This window comes from Streptomyces sp. NPDC030820 (assembly GCF_055572075.1).
In genome coordinates, this window is record NZ_JBVIEB010000002.1 from 257,810 (window position 1) to 282,567 (window position 24,758).

General features: G+C 72.8%; 20 protein-coding genes and 1 pseudogene. 14 read left to right on the forward strand and 7 right to left on the reverse strand.

Going from position 1 to position 24,758, the window contains the following annotated elements:
• The first annotated feature begins 43 nt into the window (after positions 1 to 43).
• From ACZ418_RS05770 to sucD, 7 genes are all read left to right on the forward strand, one after another.
• Entirely contained in the window at positions 44 to 1,207 is a 1,164-nt protein-coding gene (locus ACZ418_RS05770; RefSeq protein ID WP_468357442.1) for an ATP-binding protein, read from the forward strand.
• Entirely contained in the window at positions 1,204 to 4,056 is a 2,853-nt protein-coding gene (locus ACZ418_RS05775; protein WP_468357444.1) for a DUF5682 family protein, read from the forward strand. Before ACZ418_RS05770 ends, ACZ418_RS05775 begins: the two co-directional genes overlap by 4 nt.
• The gene (locus tag ACZ418_RS05780; RefSeq protein ID WP_468357446.1) at positions 4,053 to 5,231 is read left to right on the forward strand and encodes a VWA domain-containing protein; all 1,179 of its coding nucleotides are present in this window, start codon (positions 4,053 to 4,055) and stop codon (positions 5,229 to 5,231) included. Before ACZ418_RS05775 ends, ACZ418_RS05780 begins: the two co-directional genes overlap by 4 nt.
• A gap of 163 nt (positions 5,232 to 5,394) precedes the next feature.
• Positions 5,395 to 6,237, forward strand: coding sequence for a hypothetical protein (locus ACZ418_RS05785; RefSeq protein ID WP_468357448.1), 843 nt, complete (start codon positions 5,395 to 5,397; stop codon positions 6,235 to 6,237).
• 187 nt (positions 6,238 to 6,424) lie between these two features.
• Positions 6,425 to 8,176, forward strand: a complete 1,752-nt coding sequence (locus tag ACZ418_RS05790) for a hypothetical protein (protein WP_468357451.1) — start codon at positions 6,425 to 6,427, stop codon at positions 8,174 to 8,176.
• A gap of 503 nt (positions 8,177 to 8,679) precedes the next feature.
• A complete protein-coding gene (sucC, locus tag ACZ418_RS05795) occupies positions 8,680 to 9,861 on the forward strand; it encodes an ADP-forming succinate--CoA ligase subunit beta (RefSeq protein ID WP_468357454.1) in 1,182 nt (393 codons plus the stop codon).
• Between the two features lie 28 nt (positions 9,862 to 9,889).
• Positions 9,890 to 10,774, forward strand: a complete 885-nt coding sequence (sucD, locus tag ACZ418_RS05800) for a succinate--CoA ligase subunit alpha (protein ID WP_468357457.1) — start codon at positions 9,890 to 9,892, stop codon at positions 10,772 to 10,774.
• Positions 10,775 to 10,863: 89 nt separating this feature from the next.
• On the opposite strand, the gene ACZ418_RS05805 is transcribed toward sucD, so the two are convergent.
• The gene (locus tag ACZ418_RS05805; RefSeq protein WP_468357460.1) at positions 10,864 to 11,685 is read right to left on the reverse strand and encodes an RNA polymerase sigma factor; all 822 of its coding nucleotides are present in this window, start codon (positions 11,683 to 11,685) and stop codon (positions 10,864 to 10,866) included.
• A gap of 96 nt (positions 11,686 to 11,781) precedes the next feature.
• Between ACZ418_RS05805 and ACZ418_RS05810 the strand changes: the two genes are divergently transcribed.
• Positions 11,782 to 13,635, forward strand: a complete 1,854-nt coding sequence (locus ACZ418_RS05810; RefSeq protein ID WP_468357463.1) for a cell division protein PerM — start codon at positions 11,782 to 11,784, stop codon at positions 13,633 to 13,635.
• 47 nt (positions 13,636 to 13,682) lie between these two features.
• On the opposite strand, the gene ACZ418_RS05815 is transcribed toward ACZ418_RS05810, so the two are convergent.
• Complete coding sequence (locus tag ACZ418_RS05815; RefSeq protein ID WP_468357466.1) at positions 13,683 to 14,462, reverse strand: hypothetical protein; 780 nt, start codon at positions 14,460 to 14,462, stop codon at positions 13,683 to 13,685.
• 243 nt (positions 14,463 to 14,705) lie between these two features.
• Between ACZ418_RS05815 and purN the strand changes: the two genes are divergently transcribed.
• Together purN and purH are read left to right on the forward strand one after the other, a co-directional pair.
• Positions 14,706 to 15,395 (forward strand): phosphoribosylglycinamide formyltransferase, encoded by a 690-nt coding sequence (gene purN, locus ACZ418_RS05820; protein WP_468358871.1) that lies wholly within the window; start codon positions 14,706 to 14,708, stop codon positions 15,393 to 15,395.
• Positions 15,392 to 16,972, forward strand: a complete 1,581-nt coding sequence (gene purH, locus ACZ418_RS05825) for a bifunctional phosphoribosylaminoimidazolecarboxamide formyltransferase/IMP cyclohydrolase (protein ID WP_468357469.1) — start codon at positions 15,392 to 15,394, stop codon at positions 16,970 to 16,972. Before purN ends, purH begins: the two co-directional genes overlap by 4 nt.
• Positions 16,973 to 17,142: 170 nt before the next feature.
• Here the strand turns inward: purH and ACZ418_RS05830 are convergent.
• Together ACZ418_RS05830 and ACZ418_RS05835 are read right to left on the reverse strand one after the other, a co-directional pair.
• A pseudogene (locus tag ACZ418_RS05830) lies at positions 17,143 to 17,318 on the reverse strand (FHA domain-containing protein); the annotation flags it as partial.
• Positions 17,319 to 17,460: 142 nt separating this feature from the next.
• A complete protein-coding gene (locus tag ACZ418_RS05835) occupies positions 17,461 to 18,015 on the reverse strand; it encodes a hypothetical protein (RefSeq protein WP_468357472.1) in 555 nt (184 codons plus the stop codon).
• A gap of 263 nt (positions 18,016 to 18,278) precedes the next feature.
• Between ACZ418_RS05835 and ACZ418_RS05840 the strand changes: the two genes are divergently transcribed.
• From ACZ418_RS05840 to ACZ418_RS05855, 4 genes are all read left to right on the forward strand, one after another.
• The gene (locus ACZ418_RS05840) at positions 18,279 to 19,133 is read left to right on the forward strand and encodes a bifunctional methylenetetrahydrofolate dehydrogenase/methenyltetrahydrofolate cyclohydrolase (protein WP_468357475.1); all 855 of its coding nucleotides are present in this window, start codon (positions 18,279 to 18,281) and stop codon (positions 19,131 to 19,133) included.
• A gap of 31 nt (positions 19,134 to 19,164) precedes the next feature.
• On the forward strand, positions 19,165 to 19,587 hold the full coding sequence (locus ACZ418_RS05845; RefSeq protein WP_468358874.1) for a DUF3017 domain-containing protein: 423 nt from the start codon (positions 19,165 to 19,167) through the stop codon (positions 19,585 to 19,587).
• Between the two features lie 287 nt (positions 19,588 to 19,874).
• Positions 19,875 to 21,326 (forward strand): helix-turn-helix domain-containing protein, encoded by a 1,452-nt coding sequence (locus ACZ418_RS05850; protein WP_468357478.1) that lies wholly within the window; start codon positions 19,875 to 19,877, stop codon positions 21,324 to 21,326.
• A gap of 340 nt (positions 21,327 to 21,666) precedes the next feature.
• Positions 21,667 to 22,656, forward strand: coding sequence for a malate dehydrogenase (locus ACZ418_RS05855; RefSeq protein WP_468357481.1), 990 nt, complete (start codon positions 21,667 to 21,669; stop codon positions 22,654 to 22,656).
• Positions 22,657 to 22,769: 113 nt separating this feature from the next.
• Here the strand turns inward: ACZ418_RS05855 and ACZ418_RS05860 are convergent, their stop codons facing one another.
• The 3 genes from ACZ418_RS05860 to ACZ418_RS05870 are packed head-to-tail and all read right to left on the reverse strand — an operon-like array spanning position 22,770 to position 24,515.
• The gene (locus ACZ418_RS05860) at positions 22,770 to 23,645 is read right to left on the reverse strand and encodes a GNAT family N-acetyltransferase (protein ID WP_468357484.1); all 876 of its coding nucleotides are present in this window, start codon (positions 23,643 to 23,645) and stop codon (positions 22,770 to 22,772) included.
• Positions 23,646 to 23,685: 40 nt separating this feature from the next.
• Complete coding sequence (locus tag ACZ418_RS05865) at positions 23,686 to 24,318, reverse strand: DUF2637 domain-containing protein (RefSeq protein WP_468357487.1); 633 nt, start codon at positions 24,316 to 24,318, stop codon at positions 23,686 to 23,688.
• Positions 24,319 to 24,335: 17 nt separating this feature from the next.
• Positions 24,336 to 24,515: a hypothetical protein gene (locus tag ACZ418_RS05870; protein WP_468357490.1), complete on the reverse strand. Its 180-nt coding sequence runs from the start codon at positions 24,513 to 24,515 to the stop codon at positions 24,336 to 24,338.
• Positions 24,516 to 24,758: the final 243 nt, after the last annotated feature.

Below are 24,758 nucleotides of genomic sequence, written 5' to 3' on the forward strand. Positions count from 1 at the left end.
ATCCGAACCGGCCGAGCTGGAGGGGGCCTCAGCCATGTCAGCCATGTCTGCGTCTGCCACGTCTGCGTCTGCGTCCGTGCGACCGACGACCGCCGAACCGACCGATGGCGAGGGCGCGCCCGAGAGCGCACAGGCGCTGCGCCCGCACGCCGAGCACGCCTTCGCCGCCGAACTCGCCGCACTCGCCGCGCAGGACGACCGCCCGCGCCCGGCCCGCTGGAAGCTGTCGCCGTGGGCGGTGGCGACGTATCTGCTCGGCGGCACCCTGCCGGACGGCACGGTGATCACACCCAAGTACGTGGGCCCGCGCCGGATCATCGAGGTCGCCGTCACCACCCTCGCCACCGACCGCGCCCTGCTCCTGCTCGGCGTCCCCGGCACCGCCAAGACCTGGGTGTCCGAGCATCTGGCGGCCGCCGTCAGCGGGGACTCCACCCTGCTGGTGCAGGGCACCGCCGGCACCCCGGAGGAGGCGATCCGGTACGGCTGGAACTACGCACAGCTGCTCGCGCACGGACCGAGCCGCGACGCGCTGGTGCCCAGCCCCGTCATGCGCGCCATGGCCGAGGGCATGACCGCGCGCGTGGAGGAGCTGACCCGAATCCCGGCCGACGTGCAGGACACGCTGATCACGATCCTGTCCGAGAAGACCCTGCCCGTCCCCGAGCTGGGCCAGGAGGTCCAGGCGGTCCGCGGGTTCAACCTCATCGCCACCGCCAACGACCGGGACAGAGGGGTCAACGACCTCTCCAGCGCACTGCGTCGCCGCTTCAACACCGTGGTGCTGCCGCTGCCGGAGAGCGCCGAGGCCGAGGTCGACATCGTCACCCGCCGGGTCGAGCAGATCGGCCGCTCCCTCGACCTGCCGGCCGCGCCCGACGGCATCGAGGAGATCCGCCGCGTCGTGACCGTTTTCCGCGAGCTGCGCGACGGCATCACCGCCGACGGCCGCACCAAGCTGAAGTCGCCCAGCGGCACGCTGTCCACGGCCGAGGCGATCTCCGTCGTCACGGGCGGCCTCGCCCTGTCCGCGCACTTCGGCGACGGCGTGCTGCGCCCGGGCGACGTCGCCGCGGGCATCCTCGGCGCCGTCGTGCGCGACCCGGCGGCCGACCGGGTCGTCTGGCAGGAGTACCTGGAGACGGTCGTCCGCGAGCGCGAGGGCTGGACGGACTTCTACCGCGCCTGCCGGGAGGTGAGCGCATGACCGACGACACCCGCTGGCCCAAGGCCCATGCCTCGGGACCACTCCTGCTGGGCGTGCGGCACCACGGCCCCGGCTCCGCCCGCGCGGTGCGCGGCGCCCTGGACGCCGCCCGGCCCGCCGCCGTCCTGATCGAGGGCCCGCCCGAGGCCGACGCGCTGATCCCGCTGGCCGCCGACCCGGACCTGCGGCCCCCGGTGGCCCTGCTCGCCCATGCCGTGGACGAGCCAGGCCGCTCGGCGTTCTGGCCGTTCGCCGAGTTCAGCCCCGAATGGGTGGCGATCCGCTGGGCCCTGGAACACGGCGTCCCGGCCCACTTCATCGACCTGTCGGCCGCGCACACGCTCGCATGGGAGGGCGAGGCGTCTCCTGAGAGCCCCGGGGGAGGCGGGCAGGGCGCCGACGAGCCTCAGCAGGCCGGTGGGCAGCAGGGCGACCGTGGCTCCCGGGACGGCGACGAGGCTCAGGACGCCTGTGAGCAGGCCCGGATCGACCCGCTCGCGGTGCTTGCCGAGGCCGCCGGATACGACGACCCCGAGCGCTGGTGGGAGGACGTGGTCGAGCACCGGGGCCCGGGGGAGCGGGACCCCTTCGCCCCGTTCGCCGCGCTGGAGGAGGCGATGGGCGCACTCCGCGAGCGGTACGGCGTCGGCGGGCACTCCCGGGACCCGGTCCGCGAGGCACACATGCGGCTCCGGCTGCGCGCCGCGCGCAAGGAGTTCGGCGACGGGGTGGCCGTGGTCTGCGGGGCCTGGCATGTGCCCGCGCTGCGCGAGAAGACCACCGTCGCCGCCGACCGGTCCCTGCTGAAGGGGCTGCCCAAGGTCAAGGCGGACCTGACCTGGGTGCCCTGGACCCACCGCAGGCTCGCCCGGTCCAGCGGGTACGGCGCGGGCATCGACTCGCCGGGCTGGTACGGCCATCTGTTCCACGCCCCCGACCGGCCGGTCGAGCGGTGGCTGACCAAGGTGGCGCGGCTGCTGCGCGAGGAGGACCGGATCGTGTCCTCCGCCCATGTCATCGAGGCCGTCCGGCTCGCCGAGACCCTGGCGGCACTGCGCGGCCGCCCGCTGCCGGGGTTGAGCGAGACCACCGACGCGGTGCGCGCGGTGATGGGCGACGGCTCGGACATGCCGCTGGACCTGGTGCACGACCGGCTGGTGGTCGGGGACGTCCTGGGCGAGGTCCCGGAGGCGGCGCCGGCGGTGCCGCTCCAGCGCGACCTGGCCCGGCAACAGCGCTCGCTGCGGCTCAAACCCGAGGCGCTGGAGCGCGAACTGGAGCTGGACCTGCGGGGTGACACCGACGCCGGCCGCAGCAGGCTGCTGCACCGGCTCCGGCTGCTCGGCGTCGGCTGGGGCGAGCCCACGCGGTCCCGGGGGAGCATGGGCACGTTCCGGGAGACGTGGCGGCTGCGCTGGGAGCCGGAGTTGTCGGTGCGGGTCGCCGAGGCGGGCGTGTGGGGGACGACCGTACTGGGCGCGGCGCAGGCCAGGGCCGAGGCGGACGCGACGGCCGCGCGCACCCTCGCCGATGTCACCGCGCTCGCCGAGCAGTGTCTGCTGGCCGGGCTGCCGGACGCCCTGCCCTTGGTCATGCGGTTCCTCGCCGACCGGGCCGCGCTCGACACCGACGTGGGGCATCTCGCCCAGGCCCTGCCCGCCCTCGTCCGCTCCCTGCGCTACGGAGACGTGCGCGGCACCGACACCGGCGCGCTGGCCGACGTCGCCGCGGGCCTCGCCGAACGCATCTTCGTCGGCCTGCCCCCGGCGTGCGCCGCGCTCGACACGGACGCGGCGGAGGAGATGCGCGGGCATGTGGACGCCGTGCACACGGCGGTGGGGTTGCTGGCGGAGACGGTGGCCGCGGCGGGGGCCGGCGGCGGTGGGGGCGCGGGTTCGGGTGCGGGTGAGCGTGCGGGTGCCGGTGACCCGGTCGGGCCGGGTGCTGGTGCGGGTGCCGGCGAGCGTGCCGGTGTGGATGCGCCTGGTGGTGCCGGTGCCGGCGGCCCGGGTGCGGGTTCCGGTACCGGTGCCGGCGAGCCTGCTGGTGTCGGTGCGGGTGGCGGTGCCGTCCCCCGTGCCGGGCACGGTGATCTGCGCGCCCGTTGGCGAGCGGTGCTGCGGACCTTGTCGTTGCGGGACAGCGTGCCGGGTGTGTTGCGGGGGCGGGCGGTGCGGTTGCTGTTGGACGACGGTGAGTTGGGGGCCGATGAGGCGGCGCGGCAGATGGGGCTCGCGCTGTCGCCGGGGACTCCGCCCGCCGACGCCGCCGCCTGGATCGAGGGCTTCGTCGGCGGCGGAGGTGGGCTGCTGCTGGTGCACGACGAGCGGCTGCTCGGCCTCGTGGACAGCTGGCTGACCGGTGTCCCGGCGGAGGCGTTCACGGACGTACTGCCGCTGCTGCGCCGCACGTTCGCGGCCTATGAGCCCGGGGTGCGCAGAACGCTCGGCGAACTGGTCCGGCGCGGCCCCGGAGGCGCAGTCGGCCGGGTGGCCCACGGGCCCATGACACCCGGCTTCGCCGCCGAACCGGACCTCCGGCGCGCCGACGCCGTACTGCCGGTGCTGCGCCTGCTGCTCGGCCTGGCCGACCCGACCGAACGTGACGCGGCCCGGCGAGAACCGAGCGAGCGCGCCCCGGCCCGGCGAGAACCCGCCGAGCCTGGACCGGCCGCCCCCGACCCCTGGCGGCCGGCCGAACGCGGGACGGCTGCACAGGAGAGGCCCGAGCCGGCGCCGACCGAGCCGGCGGCCGCCGAGCCGGACACGAACGGGTGCCTCGCGACCCCGTGCGGCGCGAGCAGGTGTGACACGACCGAGGGCAACAGCCTTGCGGGGGTGGGTGTATGACGACTGGATCGATGTCGCTGGAGGGCGAGGACCCGGTGCGGGAGCGGTTGCGGCGATGGCGGCTGGTGCTCGGTGGGGAGCAGGCCGACGGCACCGGGTGCGCGCTGTCCGGGCGGGACGCGGCGATGGACGGGACGCTGGCCGCGCTCTACGGCAAGGGGGACAAGCCGCAGGCGGGGCGGGAGCGTTCGGCGGGGCTCGGGGCCTCGGCGCCGTCCGTGGCGCGGTGGCTCGGGGACATCCGCACCTACTTCCCCTCCTCCGTCGTACAGGTCATGCAGCGCGACGCCATCGACCGGCTCGGCCTCGCCTCCCTGCTGCTGGAGCCGGAGATGCTGGAAGCGGTGGAGGCGGACGTGCACCTGGTCGGCACGCTGCTCTCGCTGAACAAGGCGATGCCGGAGACGACGAAGGAGACGGCACGCGCGGTCGTGCGCAAGGTCGTCGAGGACCTGGAGAAACGGCTCGCGAACCGTACGCGGGCCACGCTCACCGGCGCGCTCGACCGCAGCGCGCGGATCAGCCGCCCGCGCCACCACGACATCGACTGGAACCGCACCATCGCGGCCAACCTCAAGCACTACCTGCCCGAGTACCGCACGGTCGTGCCGGAACGGCTCGTCGGATACGGGCGGGCCGCCCGGTCCGTGAAGAAGGAGGTCGTCCTCTGTATCGACCAGTCCGGGTCGATGGCAGCGTCCGTGGTCTACGCGTCCGTGTTCGGCGCGGTCCTGGCCTCCATGCGGTCGATCGGCACCCGGCTGGTCGTCTTCGACACGGCGGTGGTCGACCTCACCGACCAGCTGGACGACCCGGTCGACGTCCTCTTCGGCACGCAGCTCGGCGGCGGCACGGACATCAACCGGGCGCTGGCCTACTGCCAGTCACAGATCACCCGGCCCGCCGAGACCGTGGTCGTGCTGATCAGCGACCTCTACGAGGGCGGCATCCGCGACGAGATGCTCAAGCGGGTGGCGGCCATGAAGGCGTCCGGGGTGCAGTTCGTGGCGCTGCTCGCACTGTCGGACGAGGGCGCGCCGGCGTACGACCGGGAGCACGCGGCCGCGCTCGCCGCGCTCGGCGCACCGGCCTTCGCCTGCACCCCCGACCTGTTCCCCGAAGTCATGGCCGCCGCACTGGAGAAGCGGCCGCTGCCGATACCGGACACCGTGTGACGGCGGGCACGAAAGGGGCGGGAAAGGGGACATGACTACCCATCGGTAACACTGGGCTTGCGCGGTCTCGGGCGGGCCGTGCAAGTATCGGCGGAGCCCATGTCGTACCGAGCCGAGGATGTTCAGCTCCTTGACCTTCCCAGCAGCCCTTCTTGGTGGCACCGTGCGCCTACTGCGTACGGCGGCCGGGCGGCGTGTGCTCCAACTGGTGCTGATGGTGGGCGGGCTGTTCGCGCTGGGTTTCCTCTGCGGCGAACAGGCGCACGCGGCCGACGGGACCCCGGTGCCGGCGCAGGCGACGCCGGTGCGGTCCGTGGGGATCGCCGGGCACGATGACCCGGTACCGGCGGTGCGGGTGGTTCGGACGGCCGCCGAGCGGGTTGCCGTCCAGGTGCACACCGCCGACGAACAGGCCGTCGCTCCCGTACGCGACGTGCGCACCACCGTTTCGCGGACCGTCGAGTCTGTCCAGACCGCCGAGACCACGGTCGCCCAAGCCGTGGCCGACAAGCCCCGGACCGCGGCGCCCTCCCTGCCCCTGCCCGACCTCACTCAGGTCTCGGACGGACCCGTCCGGCTGACGCTGCAGCCGAGGTCCACGGCGCCCGGCCCGCAGCGGCACAGCGGTACGGCGGCGCCAGCTTCCGTGGAGCGGCACAAGCAGCGGCACGCCCGTGCCCAGGGCCGTACCGCCGGCGGCGCAGCGGCGCCGGCCGCCGTGTACGGCCCGGAGGCGGCCGCTCCCGTGTCGCAGCCTGCGGCGCAGACCTTCGCGCGCCACGGGGCTGCCGCCCTGGGCGTCCCCGGCCGGCCCGTGCCCACCGGGGACTCCGACGGCGTGCTCGGCAAGCAGGCCGCCGACGGCAGCGCGTCCCGCCACGGCGACGCGCACGCCGTCACCCTCGACGACCGGGCGCCCCTGCGGTTCGCACCCGGCGCCACCGCGCGCGTCGACGCGCCCCGCACCCGGGACCGGCACCGGGACATCCCCGTCTTCCCCGGCTAGGCAACAGGGCCGACCTCCCGCCACGGACCTGCCGAGCGGGGGCGTAACAGGTCTGCCCCGTCCGTCCGGACCCTTTCAGCGATCAGCGCTGTCAGCCGTCGAAGCGTTCACCGCGACCGGCGTGCAGCGGTCTCCGGACGGCACCTCCAGCCGATTCCAGCCGTTTCCGAAGGACTTGACGCACGCAATGAACAAGAACATCCGCCGTTCGATCGTGATAGCCGCCGGTGTCACCGGTGCGTGGGCGCTCGGCTCGGCCGCCGCCAGCGCCGATGAGCTGTCCACCACCTCCGTCACCGTGCCGGACGCGGGCACCGACAGCGTCGCCGGGACGGTCGACGGCGTCCTCACCGGCGTCCACGACACCGTCTCCGGCGTTCAGAACACCGTCGCAGACACCGTCTCCGGCCTGACCGGCACGGCCGGCGCGGCCACGCCGGCCGCTCCGGCCGCCTCCTCCACCTCGCTCACCTCGACGGCGTCCACCGCCACCGGCACGGCCGACCAGGCCCGCCGCCACGTCGATGCCGAGGTGGTCCCGGCCGCCGCGCAGATCCGGGGCGCCGAGGCCGTCAGGGGCGCTCAGACGGCCCGTGAGGCGAAGGCGCATGTCCAGGCCGACGGCACGCACGTCGACGGCCACGTCGCCCACGGCGCCCATGTCGTCCGAACGGCCGCGCACGCCGCCTCGGCCGCGTCCCCGGCGGTTCCCCACGGCACTCCCCAGGACGAGATCGACTACCTCTTCGGCCCGCTCTCCTCCTTCGCTCCCGAGGTCGAGGAGGCCCTGGCCGCCGCCCAGACCAAGCTCCAGGCCACGCAGGCGGCGGCCCGGGCGAAGACGCAGGGTGTCGAGGGAGTCGTACGGACGACGGTTCAGCGGACCGTCGCGGGTGCGCCCGCGCATGTCACCGGCACGGCCACGGGTGCCGAGCAGCGGGTCGTCGGCACGGTGCGGGCCGTGCCCGGTGCGGTCACGCCGGTGGTGGACGAGACGACGGCCGCCGCCGTTCCGCCGGTGGTCTCGGCGGCGGTGAACGGCGCGGTGCCGGTCGCCGGCCAGGCCGTGACGGGCGTACCGGGCACGGCCGGGCACGCGGCGGCGGGCGGGTACGGGTCCGTCCAGCACACCGCCTCCGCCGTGCACGGAGTCGCCGGGAGCGCGGTCTCCGGGGCGGCGGGCGTCGCCGAGAGCGCCGTGTCGGGTGCGTACGGCACCGCCAGGGCTGCCGTGTCGGGTGCGTACGGAACCGTCGCGCACACCGCCGCCACGGCCCGGGACGCCGCGTCCGGTGCCCATGGGACGGCGGGGGAAGCCGTGACCGGTGCCTACGCGGCGGCCGGAGACGCCGCGTCCGGCGCGTATGGCACCGCCGGGGGCGCCGTGTCCGGGGTCCACGGGGTCGCCGCGGGAGCCGTGGGCGACGTGCAGCCGGTGGCCGCGGGGGCGAGGGCATACGTCGGCGGGTCGGCCGGGCACGTCGGGCAGGACGCCACGGACGCGGTGCTGCCGCCGGTGGCCGCCGGTGCCGTGCACGGGATCGTGCCGGTCGCCGGGCAGGCCGTCGCGGACGCGGGCGCCCTCGGCCACGGCGTGGCCGGTGACGTCCAGCCCTTCGCGAGCGGTGCCGTCGGCGCCGTACCCCCGCTCGCGCACGGTGTGACCACCCGGACCGGAACCTTCGCCGAGGGCGCCACCGCCCAGGTGCCGCCCTTCGCGGGCGGGGCCGTCGGTGCGGTCGGGCCGGTCGGCCGGCAGGCCGGAGGGTTCGCCCACGACGTCCACGGCACGGTCCGGGACGCCGGTGGCTCGCTCGCCGGGCATGCCGCCGGCGGGGTCGAAGGGGTCGCCCGTGCCGCCGTCCCGACGTACCTCCAGGACGTCCGGGACCTTCCGGACGGGTACGACGTGCACGGCGCCGGACAGGGCATTCGGTAGCAGCGCCGAGTGCCCCGAACCGCTCCGCGGGGTGTCCGGACCCGAACGGCCGAATGCCGTCGGCACGTCCGGCCGGGGCCCCGCGGCCCGGGCGGGTGGTCCCCATTGGGGTGGGGATCAACCGCCCCGGCCCCGGCACCACCGGGGCCGCCTCAGAGGCCTCACCGGGTCAACCCCAGCCCGGTGAGGCCTCGCACATGCCCCGAAGCCACTGATCCACCGCCGATCGGCCCCGATCCGCCGAAGCCACCGATCCGCGCTCATCCGGCCCCATCAATCGGCACGCTGTGCCAGCAAACCCGGCATCATGTGACAGGTATCACCGCTCGGGTGTGACCCTCGATTTAGGGAGCCCCCGCAAGCGGCGATAACCTGCGAGACGGACATGCCGCGCGCTCGGACACCGTGTGCGCCTCCCTTGTGACAAGCGGACGTCACGTTGCCCTTCGCGGCACGCCCACGCATCCAACGAACCGCGAGATCACTGATAGGGACGGAAGCGCGTGGACCTGTTCGAGTACCAGGCGAGGGACCTCTTCGCCAAGCACGATGTACCGGTGCTGGCCGGTGAAGTCATCGACACGCCTGAGGCGGCGCGCGAGATCACCGAGCGTCTGGGCGGCAAGTCCGTCGTCAAGGCGCAGGTGAAGGTCGGTGGTCGCGGCAAGGCCGGTGGCGTCAAGCTGGCCGCCTCCGCGGACGAGGCCGTCGCCCGTGCGACGGACATCCTCGGCATGGACATCAAGGGCCACACGGTCCACAAGGTCATGATCGCCGAGACCGCTCCGGAGATCCTCGAGGAGTACTACGTCTCCTTCCTCCTCGACCGTGCCAACCGCACCTTCCTCTCCATCGCCTCCGTCGAGGGCGGCGTGGAGATCGAGGAGGTGGCGGCCACCCGTCCGGAGGCCGTCGCCAAGACGCCGATCGACCCGATCGACGGTGTGGACGAGGCCAAGGCCCGTGAGATCGTCGCGGCCGCCAAGTTCCCGGCCGAGGTCGCGGACAAGGTCGTGAACGTCCTCATCCGCCTGTGGGACACCTTCATCAAGGAGGACGCCCTCCTGGTCGAGGTCAACCCGCTGGCCAAGGTCGCCTCCGGCGAGGTCATCGCCCTCGACGGCAAGGTGTCGCTCGACGACAACGCCGAGTTCCGCCACCCCGAGTTCGAGGAGCTCCACGACAAGGCCGCGGCCAACCCGCTCGAGGCCGCCGCCAAGGAGAAGAACCTCAACTACGTCAAGCTCGACGGCGAGGTCGGCATCATCGGCAACGGCGCGGGTCTCGTCATGAGCACCCTGGACGTCGTCGCGTACGCCGGTGAGAAGCACGGCAACGTCAAGCCCGCCAACTTCCTGGACATCGGCGGTGGCGCCTCCGCCCAGGTCATGGCGAACGGCCTGGAGATCATCCTGGGCGACCCGGACGTCAAGTCCGTCTTCGTGAACGTCTTCGGTGGCATCACCGCCTGCGACGAGGTCGCCAACGGCATCGTGCAGGCCCTGAAGCTCCTGGAGGACCGCGGCGAGAAGGTCGAGAAGCCGCTCGTCGTCCGCCTCGACGGCAACAACGCCGAGCTGGGCCGGCAGATCCTCACCGACGCCAACCACCCGCTGGTGCAGCGCGTCGACACCATGGACGGCGCGGCCGACAAGGCCGCCGAGCTGGCCCACGCCGCCAAGTAAGCACTCAGGACGAGGACACCAACACACCATGGCTATCTGGCTCAACAAGGACAGCAAGGTCATCGTCCAGGGCATGACCGGCTCCACCGGCATGAAGCACACGAAGCTCATGCTCGGTGACGGCACCAACGTCGTGGGCGGCGTGAACCCGCGCAAGGCGGGTCAGACCGTGGACTTCGACGGCACCGAGGTACCCGTCTTCGGCTCCGTCAAGGACGCCATCGACAAGACCGGCGCCAACGTCACCGTCATCTTCGTGCCGGAGAAGTTCACCAAGGACGCGGTCGTCGAGGCCATCGACGCCGAGATCCCGCTGGCCGTCGTCATCACCGAGGGCATCGCCGTGCACGACACGGCGTCCTTCTGGGCGTACGCCGGCAAGAAGGGCAACAAGACCCGCATCATCGGCCCGAACTGCCCCGGCATCATCACCCCGGGCCAGTCGAACGTCGGCATCATCCCGGGCGACATCACCAAGCCGGGCCGCATCGGCCTGGTGTCGAAGTCCGGCACGCTGACGTACCAGATGATGTACGAGCTGCGTGACATCGGCTTCTCCACCGCCGTCGGCATCGGTGGCGACCCGATCATCGGCTCCACCCACATCGACGCCCTGGCCGCGTTCCAGGACGACCCGGAGACCGAGCTCATCGTGATGATCGGTGAGATCGGTGGCGACGCCGAGGAGCGCGCGGCCGCGTTCATCAAGGAGAACGTGACCAAGCCGGTCGTCGGCTACGTCGCGGGCTTCACCGCGCCCGAGGGCAAGACCATGGGTCACGCCGGCGCCATCGTCTCCGGCTCCTCCGGCACCGCGCAGGCCAAGAAGGAGGCCCTGGAGGCCGCCGGCGTCAAGGTCGGCAAGACCCCGACCGAGACGGCCAAGCTCGCCCGCGAGATCCTGGGCGGCTGAGCTTCTCAGCCGACTGTCGGTAGGCCCGTTCCGTTCGCCGGGACGGGCCTACCGGCGTATCCGCTCACCACGCTGGTGGGCGCAGCTGCTCATCCGGCCAGCGGGACCAGTCTCTCGGGCCCCCTGGCGGCAGCGCTCCGCAACTTCGCCCGCAACGCCTGCCGTTCCCGCGACAGCGGTCCCAACACCCTCACCGGCGGAACCCCCTCCACCGCCTGCGCCGGAGCGATCGGCTCCGCGTAGTGCGTCGGGGCCGACCACACCGTGAGCGTCGTCGCGCCGATGATCGTCGCCGTGAACCCGATCGCCGCCCGCGTCCAGAACACGTTCCGCCGTTCGCCCTCCCGCCGCACCGGCTCCGGATCGGCCGCGCGCAAGGGCTCGGCCGAGGCCAGCGCCCGCAGCCGGCGATGCAGCTCGGCGGGGTCGGCCAGTTCCGGCAACTGCGCGGTCAGCGCCTCGCGGGCGTGGGCCAGCCGGCTCGCGGCGGCCGGTGTGCTCGCCTCCGTCTCCGCCGCCGTCTCCGGCAGGCCGAGGCCCACACCGTCGTACAGGACGAGCGTGCGCCGGTACGTCGGCGGCAGTTGCAGCAGGGCGTGCAGCAGCGCCCGGTCGGCCGGGTCGGCGGGCGGCGGCTCCGGGTGCCGGTACCGGGGCCGGAAGCGGTGCCAGGACGAGAGCGCGCACTCGTGCGCCGTCGCCCGCACCCAGCCGGCCGGATCCCGGTCCCGGGTCACCTCGGGCCAGCGCTGCCAGGCCAGTTGGAAGGCCCGCGCCACGGCCTCGCGGGCCGGCTCCCGGCGCCCGGTGAGCAGAAAGGTCTGGCGTACGAGGGCGGGCGCGCAGTACGCGTAGAGCGCGTCGAAGGCCTGAGCGGGCGTCAGCGCACTGGCGCTGTGCTGCGTCGTCACCGTGCACCCTTCCGTACGAAAAAGAACATAAAAGTATATTGGGCGACACTACGGAGGTTCGCCTGTTACGACGGGAAGGCGCGTGTCGTTGGGAGCATGGCGGGCGTGATCCTGATGACCGCTCGCCGACCGTCCCTGTCGCCCATGCTGACCCGGATGCGGGACCGCGAGCCCGGACTGGCCGCGAGCCTGCTCGGCGGCGCCGTCGCGGCCGGACTCGGATTCGGCTCGTTCGCCGCGTTGGTGATGGTGCTGTGGGTCAGCTCGCCGTATCCCGACAGCGGTCCGGGCGGTGCGCTGCATGTCGCCGCCGCGCTGTGGCTGCTGGCCCACGGCGTCGAACTGGTCCGCACCGACACGCTCTCCGGCGCGCCCCTGCCGGTGGGGGTGACCCCGCTGTTGCTGCTCGTGCTGCCGGTCTGGCTGGTGTACCGGGCGGCCAGGGACGCGGTGGACGCGCCCGCCGACGGCGACGGCCCGCCGCCGGTACCGGCGCACACGGTGTGGACGGGGGTCGTCCTCGGCTACCTCGGCGTCGGTTGCGCGCTCGCGCTGTACTGCTCGGACAGCGAACTGCGGCCCGGCTGGGCCTGGGTGACGGTGTGTCTGCCGCTGGTGGCGGCGGCCTCGGCGGCGGCTGGGGTGTGGTCGGCGTACGGCCGTCCCCGCGAGCCGGTGCTGAGGGCGCTGGCGGTGCTGCCGGGGCCGGTGCGGCGGCTGGTGTTCGGGGGTGACGAACGTGCCCGGCTGGGTACGGCGGTCCGGGCCACCGGTGCCGCCACGGCGGTGTTCTTCGGCGGCGGGGCGCTACTGGTCGCGGTGTCACTCGTGTGGCACGGCGGGGCGGCGCGGGCGTCCTTCGTCCAGCTGACGGAGGGATGGACGGGACGGTTCGCGGTGCTGCTGCTCGGCGTCGCGCTGGTCCCCAACGCGGCGGTGTGGGCCGCGTCCTACGCCCTCGGCCCCGGCTTCCTCCTCGGCGTCGGGCATGTGGTGCAGCCCTTCGCCTCCGACCCGGCCCCGCTGCTGCCGCCGTTCCCCCTGCTGGCGGCGGTGCCGGACGCCGGTGCCGGGGCGCCGCCGAACTGGGCGGCGGGACTGGTGCCGGTGGCGGCCGGGGTGACGGCGGGGTGGTTCGTGGCGCGCGTGGCCGCAGGACGCCCGGAGCCGGGCGCACCGGCACCGGCCCGCTGGTCGGCGGCGCGTACCGCAGGGGTCCTGCTGCTGACGGCAACGCTCTGCGCGGCGGCCCTCGCCCTGCTCGCCGGCCTGGCCGGCGGCCCGCTGGGCGTGTCCGCGCTGGCCCGCTTCGGACCGGTGTGGTGGCAGACCGGGGGAGCGGCGGGGGCGTGGACGGCGCTGTTCGGCATGCCGGTGGCACTGACCGTACGGGCGTGGCGGCTGCGGGGCCGGCGCGCGTGGGACGGGGAGATCCCGCCGCAGGGGACGGGGGACTCCGGGGACCGGAAGGAACAGGGGAAGACGCTGGACCCGGCGAAGGCACAGGGGAAGACCACTGCCGAGGACGAGGACGAGGAGGAGTTGTACGACTTCCTCCCGACCGACGACCCGTTCCCCCCGGACTGGCACGACGACCTGGCACGCGCCTCACGCTGGACGGCCCTGCGAGAGGCAGCCGCCCCCCGCGACCTGCCCGCCCCCTGGGCAAGCCCCACAGTCCCTTCGACGCCCCCTGCGGAGTCAACGCCCTCTGCGGAGTCGATGCCCTCTGTGGAGGCGACGCCCCCTGTGGAGTCGATGCCCTCTGTGGAGTCGATGCCCTCTGCGGAGTCGACGCCCCCTGTGGAGTCGATGCCCTCTGCGGAGTCGATGCCCTCTGTGGAGTCGATGCCCTCTGTGGAGTCACCACCCCCTACGGAGCCGACACCCCCCGCGGACCGCGGCCCCGGCCTCACCGACCACCCGTCACCCGGCACCTCACCGGACTGACGCGCATGCCCCGAACCGCACTGACGCGCGTGCCCCGAGCGGGATGCTCAGCTGTTCCCGGTCCCCAGAACGCCCCGCAGCTCCTGCGGCAGCAGCCGGTCGCAGGACTGTTTGGCCTCGTGGGTGAGGGCGTCGTTCACGCAGGTGTAGTAGTCGCGGTAGACGAACTGGACCGTGAAGGTCGAGGCCACGAGGACCAGGGCCAGGGATGCCGTGACCAGGCCGCCGACGGCCGCGGTCACCTGGGGCCGGCCCGCCCCCGGCGGAGGCGTCGGGGTGTCCGGGTCCGGCGTGCGTGGCTTGGCGCGCAGGGCGCTGATGCCCCAGTACAGGGCCAGCGCGCCCAGCAGCAGGGCCACGTACGGCCAGCTGAACAGGGCGAAGAAGACGGCCCACATGCCGGAGAGCAGGGCGTAGCGCGCGCGGCGCTGGGCGGGGTCGGTCGGGTCCCAGCGCATGCCGCCGGGGGTGCCGCCGGGTCCGCCGGGGCCCTGGGGGCCGCCGCCGGGCCGCTCGCCGAAGCCGCCGGGGGAGCGGCCGGGCTGGCGGTCGCTCCACTGGTTGCCCCACGGCGAGCCGCCCCCGTGGCCGGAGCCCTGAGAGCCTTCGGGATGACGGGGCTGCCAGGGCCGGTCGGGGGCGCCCTCGGGCGGCGGCGCGAAGGGATTGTCGTCCTGCGGCCCGCTGCCCCGTCCGTCACCGTCGCGCCCGCCCTGGGGCGCCTCCGGCGGCGAGGCCGGCCGCTCCCGCAGCAGTACGGCACGACGCTCGCCTCCCTGGGCCGTGCGCAGAGGGAACGTCAGGAGTCGCAGGCTGCGATCGGGCATCAAAAGAGCGTCTTCCCCTAGGTGAACAAGGCAGTCCGACGTGAGCTTCCACCCCGTGAACGCACCGCATGAGGACCGCGTTCCCGGGGCTGCTGGAGACAGCCCCCTTCTCGATTCCCCACGAACGCTACCTTCCGGCCACGCCCCCGTCCCGTGGGGGTCTTCCCGTGTGCCGGTATCGTTGCTGACGGTCGGCCGCTTCGTAGACTTCCCTGTATCGAGGGGCGTAACGCATTCGTGCGAATGTACAAAGCGCCGGCCGGAACCAAAGACACCCCGAGAAAGGGCCCCATCGTGGCCGCCACCCCCGCTGGCCCAGCGGTCAAGCGCCTCGTCGTGCTGGCCTCCGGATCCGGCACCAATCTGCAGGCGCTCCTGGACGAGATCGAGCGCACCGGAGCCGAGCGGTACGGCGCCCGGATCGTCGCCGTAGGGGCCGACCGAGACGGCATCGAGGGGCTCGCCCGCGCCGAGCGGGCCGGGCTGCCGACCTTCGTGTGCAAGGTCAAGGACCACGCGAGCCGCGAGGAGTGGGATGCCGCCCTCGCCGAGGCCGTGGCCGCGTACGAGCCCGATCTCGTGGTCTCCGCCGGGTTCATGAAGATCGTGGGGAAAGAGTTCCTCGCGCGGTTCGGCGGGCGGTTCGTGAACACGCATCCCGCCCTGCTGCCCAGCTTTCCGGGGGCCCACGGCGTCCGTGACGCGCTCGCGTACGGCGCCAAGGTCACCGGCTGCACCGTCCACTTCGTCGACGACGGCGTCGACACCGGCCCGATCATCGCTCAGGGCGTGGTCGAGGTCCGGGACGAGGACGACGAGAGCGCGCTGCACGAGCGCATCAAGGAAGTCGAGCGAAGGCTGCTCGTCGAGGTCGTGGGGCGGCTCGCCCGCAACGGCTATCGCATTGAGGGACGAAAGGTAGTAATCCAGTGACCGCCGAGAGCACAGTCACGGCCGAGAGCAGCAAGCGGGCCATTCGCCGCGCGCTCGTCAGCGTCTACGACAAGACCGGGCTCGAAGAGCTCGCGCGCGGGCTGCACGAGGCCGGTGTCGAGCTGGTCTCCACCGGGTCCACGGCCGGGCGGATCGCCGCCGCCGGTGTCCCCGTCACCAAGGTCGAGGAGCTGACCGGCTTCCCCGAGTGCCTGGACGGCCGGGTGAAGACCCTGCACCCGAGGGTGCACGCGGGCATCCTCGCCGACCTGCGGCTGGAGAGCCACCGCGAGCAGCTCGCCGAGCTGGGCGTGGAGCCGTTCGACCTCGTCGTCGTCAACCTGTACCCCTTCCGCGAGACGGTCGCCTCCGGCGCCTCGGACGACGAGTGCGTGGAGCAGATCGACATCGGCGGCCCGTCCATGGTCCGGGCCGCCGCCAAGAACCACCCGTCGGTCGCCGTGGTCACCAGCCCCGAGCGGTACGCCGACGTGCTCGCGGCCGTCAAGGACGGCGGCTTCGACCTCGCCGCCCGGAGGCGCCTGGCCGCCGAGGCCTTCCAGCACACGGCCGCCTACGACGTGGCCGTCGCCTCCTGGTTCGCCTCCTCCTACGCACCGGTCGACGAGTCGCAGTTCCCCGACTTCCTCGGCGCCACCTACGAGCGCAAGAACACCCTGCGCTACGGCGAGAACCCGCACCAGCCGGCCGCCCTGTACGTCGACGGCAGCGGCGGGCTCGCGGACGCCGAGCAACTGCACGGCAAGGAGATGTCGTACAACAACTACACGGACACGGACGCCGCCCGCCGTGCCGCGTACGACCACGACGAGCCGTGCGTCGCGATCATCAAGCACGCCAACCCCTGCGGTATCGCGGTGGGTTCGGATGTCGCCGAGGCGCACCGCAAGGCGCACGCCTGCGACCCGGTCTCCGCGTACGGCGGTGTCATCGCCGTCAACCGGCCGGTGAGCCGGGAGATGGCCGAGCAGGTCGCGGAGATCTTCACCGAGGTCATCGTCGCGCCGGACTACGAGGAGGGGGCCCTGGAGGCCCTCGCCAAGAAGAAGAACATCCGGGTCCTGAAGGCCCCCGGCGCGCCCTGCAACCGGGTCGAGGCCAAGCAGGTCGACGGCGGTGTCCTGCTCCAGGTCACCGACCGCCTCCAGGCCGACGGCGACGACCCGGCGAACTGGACGCTGGCCAGCGGCGAGGCGCTCTCCCCCGAGGAGCTCAAGGAGCTCGCCTTCGCCTGGAAGGCGTGCCGCGCGGTGAAGTCCAACGCGATCCTGCTCGCCAAGGACGGCGCATCGGTCGGCGTGGGCATGGGCCAGGTCAACCGGGTCGACTCCTGCAAGCTGGCCGTCGAGCGGGCCGGTGAGGAGCGGGCGCGCGGTTCCTACGCCGCCTCGGACGCGTTCTTCCCCTTCCCCGACGGGCCGGCGATCCTCATCGAGGCCGGCGTGCGGGCGATCGTCCAGCCGGGCGGCTCGATCCGTGACGAGCAGGTCGTCGAGGCCGCCAAGGAGGCGGGCGTGACGATGTACTTCACGGGCACGCGCCACTTCTTCCACTGACCTCGCCCCATGGACAGGCCGACGGCCTCCGGCCCTCCCCCGAGGGAGCCGGAGGCCGTCGGCCTGTTCGGGTCAGCAGGGGCGCGGGGACCAGATCGGGTCCCAGGTGGCCGTGCCGGCCTCGTACGCCGTCGAGGTCCAGCGGACGCTGCCGTCCTGCTTGAAGAACAGAACGCACCCTGGGCGCTCAGTTCCCCGGCCCGGCGGGAGACCCCGTCGTGCGGGATCGTCAGATCGTTGCCGCAGGCCCGTCCGAAGGTGAGGCGCTCACCCGGGGCGAGCCGGTCCGGGTGCTCGGCTGTCGGTCCTCCGGGGTCGGCGGAGGTACGACGACGATGCTGTACAAGGTGCGTCTCCCCGTGCCTGACGGCCACCCCGGCCGACCCGGTCAGACTAGGGGGACACACCAGGGCCGTGCCTCCCCCGGACGGGTGAGACACGGCCCTCGGCGTTGAAATGGCGCGAACTGTTCCGTCGCGCGGGCGCGTTCAGTAGCGCGGCCGGTTGAACCAGGCCTTGCCGTTGGAGCCGCCCACGAAGCAGGCGATCAGGATGCCGAGCACCAGGTGGATGATGCCCAGGACGGTGAACGGGTAGAGCGCGAGGACGGCGGTGATGATGCCGAAGACCAGGGCCGTGACGCGCAGGCCGTTGCCACCGGTGGTGAACTTGGAGGCCAGGACGGCCGCCCACACCAGCCACGCGAGCGCGAGTGCCGCGAAGGCCCACATCACGCCGACCGGGTAGTCCCTGAGGGTCGACGGCACGGAGCTGTCGTTGCTGGCCTTCTTGAGGGCCACACCGGCGAAGACGAAGATCGCCACGCCGATGACCTGCAGACCGACGATCACCCAGAGCAGCACGCGGGCCGCGCTGACGTTGCCCGGCATGGCCGTCATCGGAGCGCCGACGCCGCCGTACGGCTGCTGGACGGGCGGGGCCTGCGGGTAGCCGTAACCGGGCTGCTGGCCCTGCGGGTGGCCGTAGCCGGGCTGCTGGCCCTGCGGCGGGCCGTAGGGGTTGTTCGGGTCGCCGAAGCTCATGGCGGTGTTTCCTCCGTTGTGTCGAGTGCGGGGACGAGGCGCGGCACTGCACGGAGGAGGGTTTCTACAGATGCGGTCCGTCCCCCCGATGAGCTGCCCGCTGCACTGTCTGCTCATCGTTCTTGACCGGTTACTGACTTGTCCAGCCGCATGACGGAGGTGTTGTGCAAGTGCAACATCACCGATCATGTCGTGACACGGCGGGGCGGGCGGCGGGGGACCCGGATTGGAACCGGGGGCGGGTCATCCGCGAGGATGGGGGTATGACCGCCCAGATTCTCGATGGCAAGGCCACCGCAGCCGCGATCAAGTCCGATCTGACCGCCCGCGTGGCGGCGCTGAAGGAGAAGGGCGTCACGCCCGGCCTCGGCACGATCCTGGTCGGGGACGACCCCGGCAGCCAGAAGTACGTCGCCGGCAAGCACCGCGACTGCGCGCAGGTCGGCATCGCCTCCATCCAGCGCGAGCTGCCGGGTACGGCGACGCAGGAGGAGATCGAGGCGGTCGTACGGGAGCTGAACGAGGACCCGGACTGCACCGGTTACATCGTCCAGCTGCCGCTGCCCAAGGGCATCGACGAGAACCGCGTCCTGGAGCTGATGGACCCGGCCAAGGACGCCGACGGGCTGCACCCGATGAACCTCGGTCGGCTGGTGCTGAACGAGCCGGCCCCGCTGCCCTGCACCCCGAACGGCATCCTGACCCTGCTGCGCCGCCACGGCGTGGAGATCAAGGGCGCCGAGGTCGTGGTCGTCGGCCGCGGTGTCACCATCGGCCGGCCCATGCCGCTGCTGCTCACCCGGCGCAGCGAGAACGCCACCGTGACCCAGTGCCACACCGGCACCCGCGATCTCGCCGCCCACCTGAAGCGGGCCGACATCGTCATCGCGGCGGCCGGCTCCCCGCACCTGATCCGCGCCGAGGACGTCAAGCCGGGCGCCGCCGTCCTCGACGTCGGGGTCTCCCGCACCGCAGAGGGCAAGATCGTCGGTGATGTGCACCCCGACGTGGCCGAGGTGGCCGCCTGGATCTCCCCGAACCCCGGTGGCGTGGGCCCGATGACCCGGGCGCAGCTGCTGGTCAACGTGGTCGAGGCGGCGGAGCGCAGTGTCGGCTGAGAACGCCCGCGCGGGGGCGGTCACCCGCGGAGTGCACACCGGCGCCGAGGAGCGTCCGAGGCGGACCCGCCGCTTCCCGCGGATCACCCGGGACACCGCGCGGCCCGAGGGCGGCGGCCGGGCCGCGTCCGGTGACGCCCCGGCCCCGGCGCGGCAGTGGCCCATGCTCGTGGTGCTCGGCGGGGTCGCGCTCGGCCTGCTGCTGACCGCCCTCGACCTGTTCCGCGTCGGCACCGTGCTGATCGGCGCGGCCCTGCTGGCCGGCGCGGTCATGCGCTGGATACTGCCGAGCGTCGGCATGCTCGCCGTCCGCTCCCGCTTCACGGACATCGCCACCTACGGCGTCCTCGGCCTCGCGATCGTCCTGCTGGCGATGATGGCCCAGCCGAATCCGTGGTTGCAGATACCGTTCCTGAAGGACCTCCTGCACGTCACGCTCAGCAGCAGCAAGTAGCGCCGGACCGCACCGCGCGCCGCCGGATCCTGCCGGCCGGAACTCGCGCCGCTGAACGGCGGTTCGCCCTCTCCCCCGAGGAAGGGCGAACCGCCGCCGGGAATCAGCCTTCCGCCCAAGAACCGCCTGTTCAACGCCTGTCCATGCGCTGTGGCACGGAAGTGACCGTTCCGCTACGGTGTCCGCGCGCGCCGTCCGTGCTCCCGCGCGCCCCCACTCCGGGAACTGGGATCCTTAGGCAGTGCATCCTTGTGGGTAGCCAGGACGGGGGAAGTAGGGGGGAAGCGATGCCTCGTTGGAAAGATCTGCCGGAGGATCTGGATCCGCAGATCAAGGAGTTCACCAGCCAGGTGCGTCGGCTCGTGGACCGCAGCGGCCTGAGCGTCGCGGCACTCGCCGACCGCACGGGCTACAGCAAGACGTCCTGGGAGCGTTACCTGGGCGGCCGGCTTCTCGCGCCCAAGGGCGCGATCGTCGCGCTCGCCGAGGTCACGGGCACCAACCTGGTGCATCTGACCACGATGTGGGAGCTGGCCGAACGCGCCTGGAGCCGGGCCGAGATGCGGCACGACCGCACCATGGAGGCGATCCGCATATCCCAGGCGCGCGCCGCGCTCGGGGAGTTCGGCGCGGCGGAGGCGACCGGCGGCCCGTCCGGCCGCAAGGGTACCGGCGCGGCCATGGGGGTCGCCGGCCCGGCCGGAGTCTCCCCGACGATCCCCACCCAGCCGACGGCCCCCGACGCCGACGCGCGGGAGGGGGCGGGGCGTGATCGGGCCGAGGGCCGTGATCGGGCCGACGGTTCCGGTCGTGGGCCGGCCGGGGGAGTGGGGCTTGGGCCGGGCGGTGGTTCCGGGCGCGGTGCGGGCGGTGGTTCGGGCCGTGGCGCGGGCGATGGCGCGGGCCTTGGTGCGGCCGACGCGGCGGGCCCGGGTACGGCCGACGGAGTGGGCCGGGGGTCGGCCGACGGTGCGGGCCCGGGGCCGGGCGGCCGGGACGGTGCCGGGCGCGGCGGGAACTCGGGCGGCGTCAACTCCTGGGGGCTGGCCGGGTATCAGGGTCCGTCCACGGCGAGCGCCCGCCCCGGCACCGGTGTGCGCGCGGGCGCCGGCGCCGCTGCCGCGAACGGTGTGCGGCCCGCCGGCTCGCCCGAGGGCCCCGGCTGGACCCCCAACACCCCGAACCCGTATGACGGCCGGCCACAGGAACCCCGGCCCGATGGGGGAGGCACCCCGGCCCCCGGGAACGCGGGACGGCAGCGGTTGATCATGTTCGTGGCGGGGCTCGTCGGCGTGCTCGTCGTCATCGGCGCCGTCTTCTTCTTCACCAACCGGGACGGCGCGAAGCACCACAACGCCGCCAAGCCGCCGTCCCCCAGCGCCACCACGCACGCGACCCCGCCGCCCGGGGTCAAGTGCACCGGCTCCGCCTGCACCGGCAAGGACGCCGAGGCCATGGGGTGCAGCGGTGACCTGGTGACCACGGCCAGGACCGCCACCATCGGCACCACCACCCTGGAGGTCCGCTACAGCAAGGCCTGCGGCACCGCCTGGGGCCGCATCACCGGCGCCGCCGAGGGCGACAAGGTCCAGGTCCTCGCCGGGAAGGCCCGGCAGACCGGCGAGACCTCCGGCGTCGGCGACACCATCGCCTACACCCCGATGGTCGCCGTGAAGAACGCGACGGAGGCCAAGGCCTGCGCGACCCTGGCATCCGGGCGGACGGGGTGCACCAAGTAGGGCGGGCGCGGACGGCGTGCGCAGAACCGGGAGAATGAAATTCCGGGGCGGGTGCATGGTGGGCCGGATTCTGGGCACGCGGCCCATTACCCCCCACGGGAGTCCGGTAGTCCGGTACCCCCACCTGGCGGCCGCCTCCGTCCTCTCCCCCTCTCCGGACGGGCGGCCGCCCCTTCGTTTCGCCATGTGTCCGACTTGTGGGGTGAGCCACACGGCCCTGTACGTCTCGCATGCCGGATGCGCGATAGCCTGACCGCTGGATCGATCTCTTGACGCCAAGAGATCGATCATCCGCCCGGGGCAGGGACGCCCCACCGCCAGCTGTCATACGGAGAACGCCATGACCCGCACTCCCGTGAACGTCACCGTCACCGGCGCGGCCGGCCAGATCGGTTACGCCCTGCTCTTCCGCATCGCCTCCGGCCAGCTGCTCGGCGCGGACGTTCCGGTCAAGCTGCGCCTCCTGGAGATCACGCCCGCGCTCAAGGCCGCCGAGGGCACGGCCATGGAGCTGGACGACTGCGCCTTCCCGCTGCTCCAGGGCATCGACATCACCGACGACCCGAACGTCGCCTTCGACGGTGCCAACGTAGCCCTCCTGGTCGGCGCCCGCCCCCGCACCAAGGGCATGGAGCGCGGCGACCTGCTGGAGGCCAACGGCGGCATCTTCAAGCCGCAGGGCAAGGCCATCAACGACCACGCCGCGGACGACATCAAGGTCCTGGTCGTCGGCAACCCGGCCAACACCAACGCGCTCATCGCGCAGGCCGCCGCGCCGGACGTCCCGGCCGAGCGCTTCACCGCGATGACCCGCCTGGACCACAACCGCGCGCTCACGCAGCTCGCGAAGAAGACGGGTTCGACGGTCGCCGACATCAAGCGGCTGACCATCTGGGGCAACCACTCCGCCACCCAGTACCCGGACATCTTCCACGCCACGGTCGCCGGCAAGAACGCCGCCGAGGTCGTGAACGACGAGAAGTGGCTGGCCGAGGACTTCATCCCGACCGTCGCCAAGCGTGGTGCCGCGATCATCGAGGCCCGTGGCGCGTCGTCGGCCGCCTCCGCCGCCAACGCCGCGATCGACCACGTGTACACCTGGGTCAACGGCACCGCCGAGGGCGACTGGACCTCCATGGGTATCCCCTCGGACGGCTCCTACGGCGTCCCGGAGGGCCTGATCTCCTCCTTCCCGGTCACCACCAAGGACGGCAAGTACGAGATCGTCCAGGGCCTGGACATCAACGAGTTCTCCCGCGCCCGCATCGACACGTCGGTGAAGGAGCTGGAGGAGGAGCGCGAGGCGGTTCGCTCGCTGGGCCTCATCTGACAGTTCCGGAGACACCTTCCGGAGACACGGCAAAGCTCGGCACCCCGCCGTGGGGGTGCCGAGCTCTGCCGTATGCGGGGCCCCTGGCCCAACTCGGCCTCGTCCGACGGGCGTCAGGCGCCGTCCTCCGCAAGCAGCCGCTTCTCGAACCAGTGGCCGCCGTAGACGTCGTCGTTGTAGCGCGGGATCTCGGTGTACCCGCACGCCCGGTACATCGACTGCGCCTCGGTGAGCACGGCGTGCGTGTCCAGGCGTACGACCGCCAGGCCGCGCGCCAGCGCCTCCCGCTCCAGCCCCGCCAGCAGCCGCCGCGCGAGCCCGAGCCGGCGCGCCTCGGGGTGCACCCACACATGCCGGATCTCGCCGACCCCGGGGGCCAGCCGCCTGAGGGCCCCGCAGCCCGCCGGCCGCCGCTCCTCGTACGCCACCAGGAAGGCGCCGGCGTCCCCGGTCACCTCCTCGGGCCGGACCAGGGCCGCCTTGTCGTAGCCCTCGGGGAAGCGCGCGTCGATGTCCGCCGCGTAGGCGTCCAGGCAGGCCCGCGCGTCCGCCGAGGCGCCGTCCACGCTCTGTACGGTGATCCCGGCCAGCCGAAGCAGCCGCGACGCGGTCGCCATGGCCCCGGTCAGCTCGGCCCGCTGGGCGGGGGTGAGGCCCTCCAGGAGACCGGCGGCGAGGGCGTCCGCGCGGCGCTGCTGCTCGGCCACCTCGGCGCGGCCGGCCGGGGTCGGCTCGACCATGCGCAGCCGGTTGTCGTGCGCGGGCACCGCGAGCCGGACCATGCCCTGGGCCTCCAGCGCCTTCGCCATCCGGCTGAGGTGACCGGCGTCCAGACCGAGCCGCCCGCGCAGCTCCCGCAGGGACACCCCCTCACCGATCTCGAACAGCAGCCGGGCCTCGCCGAGCGGGCGGTCCTGACCGAGGTAGTGGTCGTCCAGGACGCCTATGCGGCGCGTGAAGTACCGGTTGAAGCGGCGGAAGGCGGCCACATCCTCCCCCCTGTCGCGTCCATGGCGCCGAACAGCCGCGTCATGGCGTCGGAGCGCCGCCTTCACTGTGTGCAACTCGGCGGATGTTGTGCGTGGCATGCCGGGGGCGGCTCCTGGCCGTGATCTGGCCGACCAGTTCCCAGAAACACACCAGAGCGGTGACCGGCGGAATCCCGAAGATCACCAACGAGAGCCGCGCATGTGACGAGTGGCTGACGCACAGCGCCACGGCCATCGCGGAAGCGGCCACCATAATGCACCACGGGCGCCGTGCACTACGGCGTTGGGCGGTGGCCCGCAGGACGGAAAGAGCGGCCACGAACCATGGCCCGTACACCATCAGCGGCCAGTATTGCGCCAGTCTCACCGGCAGCACCGACGAGGCGATTCCGCGCAGCTGCCCATAGGAATAGCAGACGGACCAGGCCAGCATGCACACCGCACACAGGGAGACCGTCGCGATCAGCAGCGTGATGTGCGTGACGCGTCGTCCGCCGTCGAGCAGATGGGATTGCTGACGCAGCCGTCGGCGGCCGGTCCCGCGCGGGGGCGGCACCAGCGGGGTGGCGACGGGGTTCACGCCGGTCGGTGTGGCCAGCATCTGAGCCAGCTCCTCGACCGGGTCCCAGTCGTTCGGCGCGATGTCCGCTGCCGGGATGTTCCAGGTGTCCATCGATTTACCCCCTTACCTCAGGACGCCCGGTACAAATCTGCCATTGTCCGCCGGTATTCATTTTCCATGATGTTGATTCTCTTCAGGAAATCATTGAGCAGGTCCGAGCACGACGTGAGATCCACATCACCGCTCCAGCGCAGCGTGGTCGTCTGATGATCCTCGGCGGTCTGCCAGTCCAATCGCGTCACGCTCACCTAACGAGGGTCACCGGAGGCCGGCTTTGGGGCATTCGGGGGAATGCGGGTGACCTGAAAGGGGGGTGACCGAGTCCGTGTTGACGCACGCTTGCAGGAATTGTGATTACACAGGAAATTGTATTCCGCGAATTCTGGAATTAAATGATCTCTGCTCGTCCTGCGGCGGTCCGGTGTGATGCCGCGCACTTTCGGCCATTGATTGCGCATGCGAGGTGTGAGTCCTGGGCAGGCGGCGACGGT